Here is a 16535-nt window from a genome sequence, read left to right as displayed (position 1 = left end):
CCCTGAGGCGGGGGGCTCCGCCTGCACCTACCGTGTGGCCCATGGGCTCGTTCGACGGTATGGATCCGACCCTGGTACGCGACCTGCTGGCCGAGGTACGGCGGGCCGCCGAGCAGATGCGCACGATCGAGGCCAGGGTCGCGCAGGTGACCAGGACCGCGGGGCTGGCGACACCCGCGACGCACCGGCCCTCGCAGGTGGCCGACGCGTGCGAGACCATGGCGCGCGACGTCACGGCGCGGCTCGCGCTGCTGGAGAAGAAGGAGGCCGCGCCCCGGACGGGGGAGCAGGCCAAGGACGTGTCGATGAACGGCACGCCCGCCTCCGGCAAGGACGAGGACCCGGACCGCGACCGCCCCACCCTGAAGGACGCGACGGAGCACCGCCCCTCTCCGAAGGAGCCGCACGAGAGTCCCCAGGATCAGCGGAACGTCGGCAGGGAGCCGCGGGAGGACCCGAAGGAGACGCGTGACGTCGCCAAGGAGCCGCGGGAGGACCCGAAAGAGACGCGTGACGTCGGCAGGGAGCCGCGGGAGGACCCGAAGGAGACGCGTGACGTCGCCAAGGAGTCACGGGAGAGTTCGAAGGAGTCGCGCGAGCTCTTCCAGGAGCCCAAGGAGACGCCGAAGGACCAGCGTGACGACGACAGGGCCTCGCGCACGGCCAACCCCCGCGAGACGACGCCCCCCGAACCGCAGCCGAAGCGGGACCCCGCTCCACCGGACCCCACCCCGAGGAGCGAGACGCCCCGGGACACGACGCCCGCCGACCCGCCCGGGAACGACCAGCCGCATCCCCCTGCCAGGGCGCACGAGCCGAACAACGACGACACCCCCCGCAGGCCGGAGCAGCCGAAGGACGAGACGCCGAGCAGGCCCGACCAGCCAAGGGACGACTCCACCAGGTCCGGGCATCCAGACGCCACCCGGCCCGACCAGCCGAGAGACGACTCCGCCACGTCTGACCGGCCGAAGGACGGCCCGGAGCAGCCGCAGCCCCGCGCGGACGACCCCAAGGACGGCGGAAGGGACAGCCGTCACGACCGGGTGACCGATCCCGGCCGATCCGGCCAGCACGTCCTCGACACTCCGGGCAAGGACCACCCCGACGACGCCGACCAGACCGACCCCGGCAAACCGCAGGTCGTCGAGGTGGACGGGGTCAAGGTGCTGCAGATCCCGCTCGACCCGCCGACGGCTCGCGAGGTCGCCGACCTGCTGGAGCACGCTGACGCCGTCCAGCCTGCCGATCTTCCCGCTGTCGAGGGCGCGAGGGACTCCGCCGGGGCGCCGGAGGGTACGGCAGGCCGTACGGGGAGCTCGGATGCCACCGGCGCTACCCACGCCACCTGGGCGAACGACGGCAGCGACGTCGTGTCGGCGCAGGCCAGGCCGCCGTCGGACGGGGCGGTGAAGTCGCTCGTGGACAACGCGAGCACGATCACGCCGAAGGAGATGCCGGGCGTGCAGCTGCCCACGGGGGAGTGGGGCAGACCGGCGGTTCCTGAGCACTTCCGCCCCGACGGCCCCACGGGCTTGGTGGATCCGGGCGGGCCGGTGCCGCAGGGTCAGGACTCCACCGGTCAGCCTCCGGCGGACGCCCGCGCAGCGAACGGCCAGGTCTCCGGAGCCGCCCACGACGCCGCGCCGCGCCATGCCGAAGGGCGGCCGGAGCCCGGCCCCCAGGTGTCTGAACCGCCGCCAGCAGGCGGCCCACGACCTGCCGAAGGCACGACCGGGGCCGTTCACGGTGCTCCGGCCGCCTACGCGGAAGATCCGTCACCGATGGGACCTGTCGGTGACGGCGTCGCGAGATGGGCGAACGACGGTAGCGACGTCGTGTCCGTGGACGCGAAGCCGCCGTCGGCCGCGGCCCTGGAAGCGTTGATGGACAACGCGAGCGACATCGAGCCGATGGAGATGCCCGGCGTGCACGTCCCGCCGGGGGAGTGGGGCAAGGGGGTCTGGGTTCCGGAGAGCATCCAGCCCGACGGCCCCGCGGGCGCGGTGGAACCCGCCGGCCCGGCCCCGCACGCGCAGGATCCCGGCGGCCGGCCCTCCGCGGCCGCCGAGGGCGGGAACGGGCAGCCTTCCTCGCACACCGGCGACCCGCGTCCGGCGACCGGCGCAGGTCCCACGGCGGCCAGTACGAGCCCGACGACGACCGGCGCGAGTTCTATGGCGGCCGGTGCGGACGCGGGGCTGGACGGCGACGGGCCTGGAAGATGGGCGAACGACGGCAGCGACGTCGTGTCCATGGACGCGAAGCCCCCGTCGGCCGCGGCCCTGGAAGCGTTGATGGACAACGCGAGCGACATCGAGCCGATGGAGATGCCCGGCGTGCACGTCCCGCCGGGGGAGTGGGGCAAGGGGGTCTGGGTCGCCGATGACGTCGGGCCGGACGGCGAGCCGGGCCGGGTGGAGCCGAACGCGCCCGGCAGGCCGATCGTGCCGCCCGGCAGCTGAACGCACGCCGGGCAACGAAGAGCATGCCGGGCAGCTGAGCTGAGCGCACGCCGGGCAACGAGGAGCATGCCGGGCAGCTGAGAGGAAGTGTCGCATGTACGTCGATCCACCGGCCCCGCAGCCGCGCCAGCCGGGCGAGCAGCCGCCCGCGACCGGCTCGGGAAGCCCCCTGGACGGCCAACCGCGGGCCTGGGAGTTCAATCCCGACTACCAGCGCCTGGTGACCGCCTGGCAGGCCGTTCTGCCCATGCTGGAGACGTTGACGGCCACCCTGGACAAGGCGTACGGGCTGGCGCGCAGCCCCCAGACGTGGGACGCGCCGGTCGGTGCCCGGTATGTCGAGGATCTGGGTGAATGGCGGAACAGGCTGGCGTTGTACCGGCAGGCGGTGCTCACGGCGATCAGCGACCAGGCGGCCGACACACCGCGGTGGGTTCCGGCCGCGGTCGGCGCTCCCCATGCCTTCTCGTGATTGTGGGTTTACAGTGGTGAGATGGGCTACGCACCCCATTACGGCCCGGACTTCGGGGTTCTCCAGCGGGAGGACCCTGAGATCGCGCAGGTGCTGCTCGACGAGCTGGATCGGGTGCGGGGCGGCCTGCAGCTGATCGCCAGCGAGAACTTCACCTCTTCCGCGGTGCTGGCCGCGCTGGGATCGACGCTCACCAACAAGTACGCCGAGGGCTACCCAGGCCGGCGCTACTACGGCGGTTGCGAGGTCGTCGACCGGGCCGAGCTGCTGGCGACGGAGCGCGCCAAGCGGCTGTTCGGCGCCGAGCACGCCAACGTGCAGCCGCATTCGGGCGCCAGCGCGAACCTGGCCGCTTACGCCGCGCTGCTCCAGCCAGGCGACACGATGCTGGCCATGGCGCTGCCGCACGGCGGTCACCTCACCCACGGTTCGCGGGTCAACTTCTCCGGCCGCTGGTTCGACGTGGTGTCGTACGGGGTGCGCCGCGACACCGAGCTGATCGACTACGACGAGGTGCGCGATCTGGCGCTGCGGCGCCGGCCCAAGCTCATCGTGTGCGGGGCGACGGCCTATCCGAGGCTGATCGACTTCGGTGTCTTCCGCGGCATCGCCGACGAGGTGGGCGCGTGGTTGCTGGCCGACGTCGCGCACACGATCGGCCTGATGGCCGGCGGCGCGATCCCCTCGGCCGTGCCGTACGCGGACGTCGTCACCTTCACCACGCACAAGACGCTGCGCGGGCCGCGCGGCGGCGCCATCCTGTGCACGGCGGAGCTGGCGGCACGGGTCGACAGGGCGGTGTTCCCGTTCGTGCAGGGCGGTCCGCTCATGCACGCGGTCGCGGCGAAGGCGGTGGCGTTCGGTGAGGCGGCGCGGCCGGAGTTCGCCGGCTACGCGCGGGCGGTGGTCGACAACGCCCGCGCGCTGTGCGAGGCGCTCGAGGGCATGCGGCCGGTGTCCGGTGGCACCGACACGCATCTGGCGCTGGTGGACCTGCGCGGGTGCGGGGTGACGGGGGTGGAGGCCGAGCGGCGGTGCGCCGCGGCCGGCATCACGCTGAACCGCAACGCCATCCCTTACGATCCTGAGCCACCGGCTGTCACGTCGGGGCTGCGGGTGGGCACGCCGTGCCTCACGGCGCAGGGCATGGGAACCGAGCACATGAAGGAGGTGGGAACGCTGGTGTCGCGCGCGGTGAGATATCCCGAAACAGTGGATGAAGTGCGGGAACGCGTCACCGAGCTGGCGGCGGAACATCAGCCTTATCTCAGTGAATTATAAGGTGATCTGTGTCGATTTCCGGTCACAGCTGGCCGGGGTATCCGGGAAACTAGGTCCGTGCGCGAATACCTCTTCATGGCGCTGGCAGCGGCGGCGGTGACGTACCTGCTCGTCCCGCTGGTCCGGCGTTTCGCCATCCGTATCGGAGCCATGCCCGAGGTTCGCGATCGCGACGTGCACACCACTCCGACTCCGCGGCTCGGCGGGCTCGCGATGTACGGCGGGCTGGTCGCAGGACTGCTGACGGCGACCCAGCTCGACAAGACCGGCGGCGTCCTCGCCCAGGACAGCACCGTCCTCGCGCTCATCGTCGCGGGCGGGCTCATCACACTGACCGGCTTCCTCGACGACTGGTGGGGCATGGACGCCTTCATCAAGCTGGGCGGCCAGATCGGCGCGGCGGGCGTGCTGGTCTATTTCGGGCTGTACCTGCCGTGGATCCCCTGGGTCAGCGGCGAGAGCATCGGCCTCGCGCCGGATCTGAGCGCGATCATCACGATCCTGGTCGTGGTGATCTCCATCAACGCGGTCAACTTCGTCGACGGCCTGGACGGCCTGGCCGCCGGCATCGTCGGCATCGCCGCTGCGGCCACCTGGGTCTACGCCATCTTCCTCGACCAGAACATCGAGCAGAACAGGATCAACACCACGGCGGCCATCACCGCGATCCTGATCGGCATGTGCCTGGGCTTCCTGCCGCACAACTTCCACCCCGCCAGGATCTTCATGGGCGACACCGGGGCGATGCTCCTCGGCCTGGTCCTGGCCGCGTCGCTGATCACCGTCACGCCCGTCGACGCCGACGTGATCGAGGGCATGAACAGGTTCGGCGCGCTGATGCCGATCCTGCTGCCCGCCGCGGTGATGGTGCTGCCGCTCATCGACCTGATAAGCGCGGTCATCCGGCGCACGTCGATGGGCCTGTCGCCGTTCGCGCCCGACCGGGGCCACCTGCACCACCGCCTGCTCGACATCGGCCACTCGCACCGGCGCACCGTACTGATCATGTACGCGTGGACGTCGCTGTTCGCGCTCGGCCTGGTCGGCATGTCGGTCACCGGTGTGCCCGTCGTGTTCTTCCCGATCGTCATCGCGCTGGCGATCGGTGTGCTGGTGCTGATGGCGCTGCCGCGCTGGCGCGGAAGGGGCGGCTCGCATTCCGCCAAACGCAAGGGCAAACCGGACGATGAGGACGATGGTCCGCCTACCGGTCCGATGCCTCCCATCAGCGCCGATGTCACCTCGATGAGCCAGGTCAGTGATGACTCCCACGTTCTCCCCGCGTTTCCCGCCCGTTCGCCTTGATCGCGAACTAGAAAGGGCAGGTAAAGGCGGTCGTCGGCGAGCTTGTGATATCTTTCACGAGCAGGCCCTCATAGAGTACGGCTCATGGGGTAGCAATCGCTCGCTTGTTAACTGACTTATGGAGCACCGATGCAGGCAAACGACGTGCGCGTCCTCAAGAGCGCCGCGCTACCCACGGTGGTGGTGGGTGCCGTCGCTGTCATCGTGGCTTTCGTTCTCGCCGGCGGTAAGGGCGTCCTCGGCGCCCTCGTCGGACTCGCGCTGGTGGCTGTCTTCTTCAGCATCAGCGTGGTGGCGGTGTCCTACGCCGCCCGCGTCTCCCCGCAGATGATGGCCATCGCCGCCATGCTCAGCTACGTCGTCAAGGTGCTCGTCATCCTCGCGATGCTGAACGCCTTCGGCGACACGACCGCGTGGGAGCCGAAGGCCTTCGCCTGGACCGTCGTGCTCGGCACCATCGCGTGGACCGCCGGTGAAGTGCGCGCCTTCATCAAGACCAAGATGCTTTACGTGGACCCCGAGGCCAAGGTGCCCGGGCGGGACCTGTCATGAACCCCGGTAAAGTAACCGGGCCCGATATGACTAGTCCTGCCTGTGCCTGCTATCGTCGGGCGCGCGATGAGCGAAGAGAAACGCCGGCCCGAGGACGACGGTCGCGACTTCGCCAACGCCGCGTGGTCGATTCCCAGCTCCCTGATCTCCGGGATGGTTGTCTACGGCGGTGCTGGCTGGTTGCTGGACCGGTACCTCGACACGTCCGCGTTCTTCCCCATAGGCATCGTCCTGGGGACAGTGCTCGCCGTCTACCTGGTCTACCGGAAGCACGGCCGCTAACTCCGCGCGGCGGTACTACCCGCCGAAGCACCTTTGTTGTGACCACCTACCACGCTGAAGGGAACGCCGCGTGATCGCGCTGACGCTCCTCGCCGATCCTGATCAGTTCAAGGCTCCGACGCCGGAAGAGCTGTTCGAACTTCCTCCGATCATTCCGGGGGTCGACTGGTTCACCAAGCCGGTGCTGCTGGCGATCCTCAGCTCGATCATCGTGCTCGCCTTCGTCTGGGCGGCTTTCTCCAACCCGAAGATCGTGCCCAGGGGCATCCAGAACATCGCCGAGATGGGCTACATGTTCGTGCGTGACCAGGTCGCCCGGCCCTTCCTGGGCAAGGACGCCGACCGGTTCATGGGCCTGCTCCTCAGCATGTTCTTCGTGATCTGGGTCTGGAACGTGATGGGTGTCATCCCGCTCGCCCAGTTCCCCGTCGCCTCGCACATCGCCTTCCCGATCGTGCTCGCCGTCTCGATCTACGTGCTGAAGCTCTACCTCGGCTTCAAGACCCAGGGCGTCGGCGGCTACTTCAAGAACATGATGTTCCCGCCCGGGCTTCCGAAGGGCATCTACGCGCTGCTGGCGCCGATCGAGTTCCTCTCGAACATGATCATCGCGCCCTTCACGCACGCGGTGCGACTCTTCGCCAACATGTTCGCCGGCCACATGCTCCTTGCCTTCTTCAGCGCGGTCGGCTTCTGGTTCCTTTTCGAGAAACTGACCCCTCTCGGTGCGCCGATCGGCGTCCTCGGCGTCCTGATGACCGTCATCATGACCGGCTTCGAGATGTTCATCCAGTTCCTGCAGGCGTTCCTCTTCGCGATGCTGGCTGCGATGTACATCGGCAACAGCCTGCACCCGGAGCACTAGAACCACCTAGCGGTATATCCAGACCGGTGATACACCGCATCACCGGCCGACCAAGTAAAGGAAAACATCAATGAGCCTTCTCGCTGAGGTCTCCGGCAACGTCACCGCCATCGGCTACGGTCTCGCCGCCATCGGCCCCGGCATCGGCGTCGGCATCATCTTCGGTCAGGGCGTGCAGGCCATCGCGCGTCAGCCCGAGGCTTACGGCCTGATCCGCCAGAACATGCTCCTCGGCTTCGTTCTGACCGAGGCTCTGGCCCTGATCGGTCTGGTCGCGCCGTTCATTTTCGCGAACCTGTAAGACCGAAGACCACCCTGACTGAAAGGCTGCATCCATGAATACGGCAGCTTCGCTCCTCGCGTCGGAGGGCGGCGCCAACCCGCTCATTCCGCACGTGTACGAGCTGGTCGTGGGCATCTTCGCGTTCTTCGCCGTCCTCCTCGTCGTCGGTAAGATCCTCACTCCGCGCATCCAGAAGACTCTGGCCGAGCGGACCGACGCGATCGAGGGCGGCATCAAGAGGGCGGAGGACGCCCAGGCCGAGGCGCAGGCGCTGCTCAAGCAGTACCGCGACCAGCTGGCCGAGGCCAGGCACGAGGCCGCCAGGCTGCGCGAGGAGGCTCGCGAGCAGGGCGCCCAGATCAAGGCCGAGCTCCGCGAGGAGGCTCAGGTCGAAGCGCGCCGCATCGTCGAGGCGGCGCACGCGCAGATCGAGGCCGACCGCCAGCAGGCGTTCAGCCAGCTGCGCACCGAGATCGGTCGGCTGTCGACCGACCTCGCCGCCCGCATCGTCGGCGAGTCCCTCGAGGACGAGGCGCGTCAGCGCCGCATCGTCGACCGGTTCCTTGACGAGCTGGAGAGCTCCTCTGCGCAGGCGGTGCGCTGATGAGAGGCTTGAGCAGGAGTTCGCTGGCCGCTGTTGAGGAGCGCTTCAACACGGTGGCGGCCTCGGCGGACTTGGGGCGCCTGGCCGACGACCTGAGCGCCATCGTGGACCTGCTCGACCGCGAGCACGGCCTGCGCCGGAACCTTTCGGATCCGGCGCGGCCCGCACCCCAGAAGGCCCAGGTCATCCGTACGCTGCTCGAGGGCAAGGTCAGCGAGGCCGCGCTGGAGACCGCCGCCGCGGCGGTCGAGGCCAAGTGGTCGCGCGCCAGTGACCTGACCGACGCGCTCGAGCGGCTCAGCGTGATCGCCTCGGCCGCTCAGGCCGAGTCCGAGAGCCGGCTGGACGACGTGGAGGACGAGCTCTTCCGCTTCAGCCGCATCATCGCCGCCAACCCCGACCTGCGACGCGCGCTCGCCGACCCGGCCGCGCCCGCCGAGGGCAAGGAGCGGCTGCTGACGGAGCTGATCGGTGACAAGGTCGCCGCTGCGAGCCAGCGTCTCATCACGCAGCTGGCAGTTCGTCCGAGAGGACGTAGCCTGGAGACGGGCCTGGAGGAGTACTCCTGGCTCGTCGCGGAGCAGCGCCAGCGTCTGGTGGCGGTGGTTCGCAGCGCAGTGGCGCTGACCGACGTGCAGCGGCAGCGTCTGGGTGCGTGGCTGCGCACCTCCTATGGCCGTGACGTTCACGTGAACGTCGAGGTGGACCCGCGAGTGCAGGGTGGTTTCTCGGTTCGCATCGGCGACGAGGTCATCGACAGCACGATCGCGGGACGAATCGAAGAAGTCCGCCGCCGGTTGGCCGGCTAGGCGAATAGGGAGACAGAGAAGAGATGGCGGAGCTTACGATCCGGCCGGACGAGATCCGGGACGCGCTTGAGCGCTTCGTCCAGGCGTACGAACCGGAAGGCGCCGCGCGCGAGGAGATCGGGACCGTCGTCGACTGTGGCGACGGCATCGCCCATGTCTCCGGCCTTCCCTCGGCGATGGCGAACGAGCTGCTCGAGTTCGAGGACGGCACGCGCGGCCTGGCACTGAACCTCGACACCCGCGAGATCGGTGTCGTTATCCTCGGCGACTTCAGCAAGATCGAAGAGGGCCAGTCGGTCCGCAGGACCGGCGAGGTCCTGTCGGTGCCGGTCGGCGACAACTTCCTCGGTCGCGTCGTCGACCCCCTGGGCAACCCGCTCGACGGCAAGGGCGCCATCGAGGCCGAGGGCCTGCGTGCCCTCGAGCTGCAGGCCCCCTCCGTCGTGCAGCGCCAGCCGGTGAAGGAGTCCCTCGCCACCGGCATCAAGGCGATCGACGCCATGACCGCGATCGGCCGTGGTCAGCGCCAGCTGATCATCGGTGACCGTGGCACCGGCAAGACCGCGATCGCCGTCGACACCATCCTCAACCAGCGCGACAACTGGCTGTCCGGCGACCCGGCGAAGCAGGTGCGCTGCATCTACGTCGCCGTCGGCCAGAAGGGCTCGACGATCGCGCAGGTCCGTGGCCGCCTCGAGGAGGCGGGCGCGATGGAGTACACCACCATCGTCGCCGCCCCCGCCTCCGACCCGGCCGGCTACAAGTACATCGCCCCCTACACCGGTTCCGCCATCGGGCAGCACTGGATGTACCAGGGCAAGCACGTCCTGATCGTCTTCGACGACCTGACCAAGCAGGCCGACGCCTACCGCGCCGTCTCCCTGCTGCTGCGTCGCCCGCCGGGCCGTGAGGCCTTCCCCGGCGACGTCTTCTACCTCCACTCCCGCCTGCTGGAGCGCTGCGCCAAGCTCTCCAACGAGATGGGCGGTGGCTCGATGACCGGTCTGCCGATCATCGAGACCAAGGGCAACGACGTGTCGGCCTTCATCCCGACCAACGTCATCTCCATCACCGACGGCCAGGTCTTCCTCGAGACCGACCTGTTCAACGCCGGTGTGCGCCCCGCCATCAACGTCGGTATCTCCGTCTCCCGAGTCGGTGGTTCGGCGCAGGCCAAGGCGATGCGCAAGGTCGCGGGCACGCTCCGTCTGGCCCTGTCGCAGTACCGTGACCTCGAGGCGTTCGCCTCGTTCGCCTCGGACCTCGACGCCGCCTCCAAGGCTCAGCTCGAGCGTGGTCTGCGCCTGGTCGAGCTGCTCAAGCAGCCGCAGTACAGCCCGTTCTCCCTGGAGCGCGAGGTCGTCTCGGTCTGGGCCGGCACCACCGGTGAGCTCGACGAGGTTCCGGTCGAGGACATCCGCCGCTTCGAGGGCGAGTTCCTCGACTACATCCAGAGCTCCCACAAGGGCGTCTTCACCAGCATCGCCGAGACCAGGGACCTCAGCGACGACACGGTGACCGCCCTCAAGGACGCCATCACCGAGTTCAAGAAGGGCTTCACCACCTCTTCGGGTGAGCTGCTCGTCAAGGACGAGCCCGTCGCGCCGCTGGACGCCGACGAGGTCGGCCAGGAGAAGATCCGCAAGGTCGTCCGCCCGGCGGAGAAGAAGTAGCCGATGGGTGCCCAGCTAAGGCTGCTGCGGCGGCGGATCAAGTCGGTCGAGTCGACCGCCAAGATCACGCGCGCCCAGGAGCTCATCGCCTCGTCACGGATCGTGCGGGCGCAGCAGCGGATGCAGGCGGCGGTGCCGTACGAGCGGGAGATCACCCGCGCCGTCACGGGCGTCGTCAGCAACGCGGCGAGCGTCGACCATCCGCTGACCGTGGAGAAGGACCAGCCGCAGACGGCGGGCGTGCTCATCGTCACCAGCGACAGCGGCTTCTGCGGCGGCTTCAACGCCAACGTGCTGCGTGAGGCCGAGGCGCTGCGTGGTCACCTCGAAGGGCGGGGTCTCCAGGTCAAGCCGTTCGTCAGCGGGCGCAAGGGTGTCACCTGGCACTCCTTCCGTGGTCGCGAGATGGCCGGCGAGTGGGTCGGGTTCTCCCGCAGGCCGTCCTACGCCAACGCCAAGGAGATCGCCAACGAGCTGATCGAGGCGTTCAAGGACGAGAACGGGATCGACGAGATCCACATCGTCTCGACCGAGTTCGTCTCGATGCTGACCCAGAACGTGGTGGTCAAGCGCGTCCTGCCGCTCGAGATCGAGGAGTCGGAGGCGACGGCGACCGAGACGATCCCGCCGTACTTCGAGTTCGAGCCGACCGCGGGTGACGTTCTGGACTCGCTGCTGCCGCGGTACGTGGAGTCGCGCATCTTCAGCGCGCTGCTCCAGTCCGCGGCCTCCGAGGAGGCCGCGCGCCGCCGCGCCATGAAGTCCGCGACGGACAACGCCACCGAGCTCAGGCGGGTCCTGACCCAGCAGATGAACCAGGCTCGCCAGGCCGAGATCACCCAGGAAATCAGCGAGATCGTCGGTGGCGCCAACGCGCTGGCTGACGCCGCAGCGGGGAAAGAGTGAAATGACTGCAGAGACTGTTGAGACCACGACCGGCACGGGCCGCGTGGCTCGCGTCACGGGTCCCGTCGTCGACGTGGAGTTCCCCGTCGAGGCGATGCCCGACATCTACAACGCCCTTACCGTCGAGGTGATCCTCGGCGAGGAGACCAAGACGCTGACCCTCGAGGTCGCCCAGCACCTGGGTGACAACCTGGTCCGCGCCATCTCGATGCAGCCCACCGACGGCCTGACCCGCGGTGCGGCGGTCGCCGACTCCGGCAACCCGATCTCGGTGCCCGTCGGCGACATCGTCAAGGGCCACGTGTGGAACGCGCTCGGCGAGTCGCTCGACGTGCCGACCGCCTCCCTCAAGGTCAGCGAGAAGTGGGGCATCCACCGTCCGTCCCCCGCGTTCGACCAGCTCGAGTCGCGTACCGAGATGCTGCCCACCGGCATCAAGGTCATCGACCTGCTGACGCCGTACGTGAAGGGTGGAAAGATCGGTCTGTTCGGTGGCGCCGGTGTCGGCAAGACCGTTCTGATCCAGGAGATGATCCGCCGAGTCGCGCTGAAGTTCTCGGGCACCTCGGTGTTCGCGGGCGTCGGCGAGCGTACCCGTGAGGGCAACGACCTCTGGCTGGAGATGGATGAGGCGGGCGTTCTCAAGGACACCGCCCTCGTCTTCGGTCAGATGGACGAGCCGCCGGGCACCCGTCTGCGTGTCGCGCTCTCCGCGCTGACCATGGCGGAGTACTTCCGCGACGTGCAGAAGCAGGACGTGCTTCTGTTCATCGACAACATCTTCCGTTTCACCCAGGCCGGTTCCGAGGTCTCCACCCTGCTCGGCCGTATGCCGTCCGCCGTGGGTTACCAGCCCACGCTGGCCGACGAGATGGGTGTGCTCCAGGAGCGCATCACCTCGACGCGTGGCCACTCGATCACCTCCATGCAGGCGATCTACGTGCCCGCGGACGACATCACCGACCCGGCCCCGCACAACGCGTTCGCGCACCTCGACGCGCAGACCGTTCTCTCGCGGCCGATCTCGGAGAAGGGCATCTACCCCGCGGTGGACCCGCTCGACTCCTCCTCCCGCATCCTCGACCCGCAGATCGTGGGCGAGGAGCACTACCGGGTGGCCCAGGAGACCAAGCGGATCCTGCAGAAGTACCGCGAGCTCCAGGACATCATCGCGATCCTCGGTATCGACGAGCTGTCCGAAGAGGACAAGGTGACCGTCAACCGGGCCCGCCGCATCGAGCGCTTCCTGTCGCACCCGATGTACGCCGCCGAGGCGTTCACCGGCCAGCCGGGTGAGTTCGTGCCGCTGGACGAGACGATCGCCTCGTTCAAGGGGCTGTGCGAGGGTGAGTACGACCACCTGCCCGAGCAGGCCTTCTTCATGGTCGGCGGCATCGAGCAGGCCATCGCCAAGGCCAAGGAACTCTCCAAGTAATCGCCTTCGGTGCCAGGTGCGGCGACGCAAGTGCCGCACCTGGCATCTGATCGGAAAGGAACCTACACAAGTGGCGAAGCTACGCGTAGGGGTCGTCTCACCGGAGCGTGAGATCTGGTCGGGCGAGGCCGACATGGTGATTGCCAAGACCGTGGACGGCGAGATCGGTATTATGCCTCAACACGCACCGGTGCTCGGCGTGCTCGTCGAGGGCGGGGTCCTGCGTGTGAAGCGCGGCGGCGGCGAGGAGGACCTCATCGCCGCGGTGCACGGCGGGTTCATCTCCGTGGCCGACAACGAGGTGTCCGTGCTGGCCGAGGCGGCCGAGCTCGGGTCCGAGGTGGACGTCGCGGCTGCCCGCGACGCTCTCGAGCGGGCCCAGGCCTCGATCGAGGCGGACCAGGAGGACGCCGACGCGGCGCTCGAGGCCAAGCGGGCTCGGGCACGGCTGCGCGCGGCCGGCGAGGACGTCTGATCTTTCACAACATGCGGGGGCGGCGATGCTGACGATTCTCACGGACGCGCTGCTCGCTGCCCTGCTGCTCGCGGCTCTCATGATGATCCGCGGTTTCGCGCTGGCACGTTCCCGCGGGAGCGTGCCGTGTCGACTCAAGGTAGGGTCCATCACGGGTCCCGGAGGCTGGCGCAGCGGTGTAGCCCGCTATGCCGACGGGGAGCTCCACTGGATCCCGCTCATGGGTGTGCTGTTCAGGCCGCGCCACGCGATCGCGAGGCGCGGCCTGACTGTTTCCGCCAGGCAGCAGCTCGGCGGCGGCCTGTGGGCGGTCGACTGCGGCGAGGTGTCGCTGGCGATGTCGGAGGACGCGCTGACGGGTTTCCTGGCGTGGCTCGAATCCGCCCCACCCAGCGCCTACCTCGACGTCGCCTGACCCACCCGGCTCCGCGACCGGTTCGTCCGGCTCGGGTTCCTTCCGGGTCGCCGTCTTCTTCGGGCTCCGTGCGCCCCGCTTCGAGCTTCCTGCGCCGGGCCTTTCTGCTTCGGGCGGCGGGCTTCCTGCCCCGGGCTGCGGTTCTCCGCCGTTCAAGAGCCCCCGGTACGGCAAGCCGGGTCACGGCCACCGCGGTCACCCGGTGGCCGCCCGTCCATCACGCCACTCCAGCGCGACTCCGGCCGGTCGCCGTCACGTCTACCGGGTACCTCCCGGCTTCCACAGGATCTCGCCGCCGTCGTGCGAGGTGCGGCACAGGATGAACAGCAGGTCGGACAGGCGGTTGAGATACTTGGCCGGCAGCGGGCTGACGTACTCGTGCGCCTCCAGGGCCGCCCAGGCCGAACGCTCGGCGCGGCGCACCGTCACCCGGGCCACGTGGAGCTGCGCCGTGGCCGGGTCGCCGCCGGGCAGGATGAAGCTGCGCAGCGGCTCGAGGTCGGCGTTGAAGCGGTCGCACTGCGATTCGAGCCACTCGATGTAGGAGGGCTCGACGCGCAGCGGCGGGAACTCGGGGTTGTCGACGAGCGGGGTGGCCAGGTCGGCGCCCAGGTCGAACAGCTCGTTCTGGACCCGGCGCAGGACCTCGGCGATCTCGGGGGCGAGCGTGCCGTACGAGAGGGCGAGGCCGATGGCGGCGTTGGCCTCCTCGGCGTCGGCGTACGCGGCGAGTCTGGGGTCGGTCTTGGACGTGCGGCTCAGGTCGCTGAGCGCGGTCGTGCCGTCGTCGCCGGTGCGGGTGTAGATCGTGGAGAGGACGACTGGCTTGTCCTTGTCTGCGCGCGTCATGCCCCCAGCATCGCAGACGCCCCGGCCGCGACGGCCGGCGCTGCTGATCTCCTGGTGACCGGTCGAGGCGCCGGCCGGGACGGTCGCCGGTGGAGGTGACAGATGTCATGGGGGTTCGGCGCGATCTTCATGGCAGGCCGGTGATATCGGCGACTACAGCGGCGAATCCCGAAACGACAGCCTTATGGGCATGAGGACGATAGAGACGCGGGACCCCGTCGCCCCCACGACGGCGGACGGACCGGCGATCGAGGTCGCGGGTCTGCGGCAGCGGTACGGGAGCTTCGAGGCGGTGCGCGGCATCTCCTTCGAGGTGCACCCGGCCGAGCTGTTCGCGCTGCTCGGCACCAACGGCGCCGGCAAGACCACCACGATGGAGGTCCTGGAGGGCTTCACCAGGGCGAGCGAGGGCCGTGTGCGGGTCCTCGGCCTGGACCCGGTCCGCCAGCGCAGGGCGCTGCGCCCGCGCATCGGGATCATGCTGCAGGAGGCCGGTTTCCTCGGCGACCTGACCGTCGCGGAGACGGTCGCGGTCTGGAAGGGCATGAGCGCCGACGCCGGCCGTCCGCCCCTCGAGGCGGACGTGCTGGAGACCGTCGACCTGGCCGCCAAGGCCAAGACCAGGGTCCGCCAGCTGTCGGGAGGGCAGAAGCGCAGGCTGGACCTGGCGCTGGCGCTGCTGTCCCGCCCCGAGGTGCTCTTCCTGGACGAGCCCACCACCGGCATGGACCCGGAGGCCCGGCAGGCCACCTGGGAGGTCATCAGGGGCCTCAGAGCCGCCGGGACCACGGTGCTGCTGACCACGCACTACCTGGAGGAGGCCGAGCGCCTGGCCGACCGGCTGGCCATCATGCACGAGGGCGTGATCCGCACCTACGGCACGGTCGACGAGGTCGTGAGCACCACGGGCGACCAGATCACCTTCAGGCTGCCGGAGCCCGCCGAGCCGCCGTTCCTGCCCGGCGCGGCTCCCGTCGTCACCGGCAGTCAGGTCGTCTACAGCCTGGCGGGCGAGGCGCACCCGGCCCTGCGGACCCTGCTGGCCTGGGCCGACGGTCACGGTCTCACTCTCGAGCGGCTCGAGGTGCGCAGGGGCACCCTCGAGGACGCGTTCCTGCGCGTGGTGGGAGACAGGCGATGAGGACCGACGCTCTGCATGCCGTACGGCTGGCCAGGATGGATCTGAAGCTGCTGGGCCGCAACACGACCGCGATGGTCAACGTGGTGCTGCTGCCGTTCCTGTTCGGCCTGATGTTCTCGCAGAACGGCGACCAGACGTTCGTGCTCACCGGGCTGCCGGGGCTGATGGTGGTGTTCGCGGTCTTCATCAACCTGGTCAACTCCTTCACCGCGCGTCGCGAGGAGCTGGTGCTCAAGCGGCTGCGCGGCGGCCAGAGCTCGCCCGCGGCCATCTTCGGCGGCGCGGCGCTGTCGGGGCTGGCGGTGTACGCGGGCCAGGTGGCGTTGCTGAGCGTGTGGATCGACCGCTCGGGCGGCGGGCTGCCGCGGAACGTGCCCATGATGCTGGTGGCGGCCGTCCTGGGGACGGCGGTGTTCGCGCTGCTGGCCGCCGCGTTCTCGGGGATCACGCCGAACGCGGAGTTCGCCCAGGTGGCGGTGGTGCCGGTGCTGCTGGTCGCGCTGCTGGGCGCGCCGCTCATGGTGCCGTTGGAGCACATGCCCTTCGCCGCGCGGCTGGTGCCGACCACGCCCATCACCGAGATGATGCGGATGGGCTACGTCGGCGGATCGTGGGTGGACGCGCTGCCGTGGATCGGAGCGCTGGTCGTCTGGCTCGGCATCGCGGTGCTGCTGGTCAGGTGGCTGTTCCGATGGGATCCCCGGCACAGCTAGGTTTGCTGCG

Annotated in this window: 18 protein-coding genes; 17 read left to right on the top strand and 1 reads right to left on the bottom strand. The window is 69.2% G+C overall.

Features of this window, described 5'->3' with window-relative positions:
* Positions 1-41: 41 nt before the first annotated feature.
* The 15 genes from ACWDLG_RS30895 (at position 42) to ACWDLG_RS30825 (ending at position 13822) form a co-directional block, all read left to right on the top strand.
* Entirely contained in the window at positions 42-2465 is a 2424-nt protein-coding gene (locus ACWDLG_RS30895; protein WP_449926645.1) for a hypothetical protein, read from the top strand.
* A 94-nt stretch (positions 2466-2559) separates the two neighbouring features.
* Positions 2560-2937, top strand: a complete 378-nt coding sequence (locus ACWDLG_RS30890; protein WP_449926642.1) for a hypothetical protein — start codon at positions 2560-2562, stop codon at positions 2935-2937.
* A gap of 21 nt (positions 2938-2958) precedes the next feature.
* Positions 2959-4218 carry a serine hydroxymethyltransferase gene (locus ACWDLG_RS30885; protein ID WP_449926639.1) on the top strand — a complete coding sequence of 420 codons (1260 nt, stop codon included), beginning with the start codon at positions 2959-2961 and terminating at the stop codon, positions 4216-4218.
* A 57-nt stretch (positions 4219-4275) separates the two neighbouring features.
* Positions 4276-5523, top strand: a complete 1248-nt coding sequence (locus ACWDLG_RS30880; RefSeq protein ID WP_354917233.1) for a glycosyltransferase family 4 protein — start codon at positions 4276-4278, stop codon at positions 5521-5523.
* 129 nt (positions 5524-5652) lie between these two features.
* Complete coding sequence (locus ACWDLG_RS30875) at positions 5653-6075, top strand: hypothetical protein (RefSeq protein ID WP_354917235.1); 423 nt, start codon at positions 5653-5655, stop codon at positions 6073-6075.
* Between the two features lie 66 nt (positions 6076-6141).
* Entirely contained in the window at positions 6142-6357 is a 216-nt protein-coding gene (locus tag ACWDLG_RS30870) for an AtpZ/AtpI family protein (protein ID WP_354917238.1), read from the top strand.
* Between the two features lie 70 nt (positions 6358-6427).
* A complete protein-coding gene (gene atpB / locus ACWDLG_RS30865; RefSeq protein ID WP_449926634.1) occupies positions 6428-7222 on the top strand; it encodes a F0F1 ATP synthase subunit A in 795 nt (264 codons plus the stop codon).
* A gap of 70 nt (positions 7223-7292) precedes the next feature.
* Positions 7293-7523 carry an ATP synthase F0 subunit C gene (gene atpE, locus ACWDLG_RS30860; RefSeq protein WP_354917244.1) on the top strand — a complete coding sequence of 77 codons (231 nt, stop codon included), beginning with the start codon at positions 7293-7295 and terminating at the stop codon, positions 7521-7523.
* Positions 7524-7557: 34 nt separating this feature from the next.
* Complete coding sequence (locus tag ACWDLG_RS30855; RefSeq protein ID WP_449926630.1) at positions 7558-8109, top strand: F0F1 ATP synthase subunit B; 552 nt, start codon at positions 7558-7560, stop codon at positions 8107-8109.
* The gene (locus tag ACWDLG_RS30850) at positions 8109-8918 is read left to right on the top strand and encodes a F0F1 ATP synthase subunit delta (protein WP_449926627.1); all 810 of its coding nucleotides are present in this window, start codon (positions 8109-8111) and stop codon (positions 8916-8918) included. The genes ACWDLG_RS30855 and ACWDLG_RS30850 overlap by 1 nt, the downstream gene beginning before the upstream one ends.
* A gap of 23 nt (positions 8919-8941) precedes the next feature.
* Positions 8942-10591, top strand: coding sequence for a F0F1 ATP synthase subunit alpha (gene atpA / locus ACWDLG_RS30845; protein ID WP_354917253.1), 1650 nt, complete (start codon positions 8942-8944; stop codon positions 10589-10591).
* A gap of 3 nt (positions 10592-10594) precedes the next feature.
* Positions 10595-11497, top strand: coding sequence for a F0F1 ATP synthase subunit gamma (locus tag ACWDLG_RS30840; protein WP_354917256.1), 903 nt, complete (start codon positions 10595-10597; stop codon positions 11495-11497).
* A gap of 1 nt (position 11498) precedes the next feature.
* Positions 11499-12932 carry a F0F1 ATP synthase subunit beta gene (atpD, locus tag ACWDLG_RS30835; protein ID WP_354917259.1) on the top strand — a complete coding sequence of 478 codons (1434 nt, stop codon included), beginning with the start codon at positions 11499-11501 and terminating at the stop codon, positions 12930-12932.
* A gap of 70 nt (positions 12933-13002) precedes the next feature.
* Positions 13003-13407 (top strand): F0F1 ATP synthase subunit epsilon, encoded by a 405-nt coding sequence (locus ACWDLG_RS30830; protein ID WP_354917262.1) that lies wholly within the window; start codon positions 13003-13005, stop codon positions 13405-13407.
* A gap of 25 nt (positions 13408-13432) precedes the next feature.
* The gene (locus tag ACWDLG_RS30825) at positions 13433-13822 is read left to right on the top strand and encodes a DUF2550 domain-containing protein (protein ID WP_354917265.1); all 390 of its coding nucleotides are present in this window, start codon (positions 13433-13435) and stop codon (positions 13820-13822) included.
* A gap of 258 nt (positions 13823-14080) precedes the next feature.
* Here ACWDLG_RS30825 and ACWDLG_RS30820 read toward each other — a convergent pair whose 3' ends face one another.
* Positions 14081-14671 carry a cob(I)yrinic acid a,c-diamide adenosyltransferase gene (locus ACWDLG_RS30820; protein WP_449926619.1) on the bottom strand — a complete coding sequence of 197 codons (591 nt, stop codon included), beginning with the start codon at positions 14669-14671 and terminating at the stop codon, positions 14081-14083.
* Between the two features lie 190 nt (positions 14672-14861).
* Here ACWDLG_RS30820 and ACWDLG_RS30815 point away from each other — a divergent pair, with 190 nt between their 5' ends.
* On the top strand, positions 14862-15812 hold the full coding sequence (locus ACWDLG_RS30815; RefSeq protein WP_449926616.1) for an ABC transporter ATP-binding protein: 951 nt from the start codon (positions 14862-14864) through the stop codon (positions 15810-15812).
* The gene (locus tag ACWDLG_RS30810; RefSeq protein ID WP_449926614.1) at positions 15809-16525 is read left to right on the top strand and encodes an ABC transporter permease; all 717 of its coding nucleotides are present in this window, start codon (positions 15809-15811) and stop codon (positions 16523-16525) included. Before ACWDLG_RS30815 ends, ACWDLG_RS30810 begins: the two co-directional genes overlap by 4 nt.
* Positions 16526-16535: the final 10 nt, after the last annotated feature.

The sequence above is a fragment of the Nonomuraea sp. NPDC003727 genome, from assembly GCF_053586935.1.
This window is presented reverse-complemented; position numbering and strand designations above follow the sequence as displayed.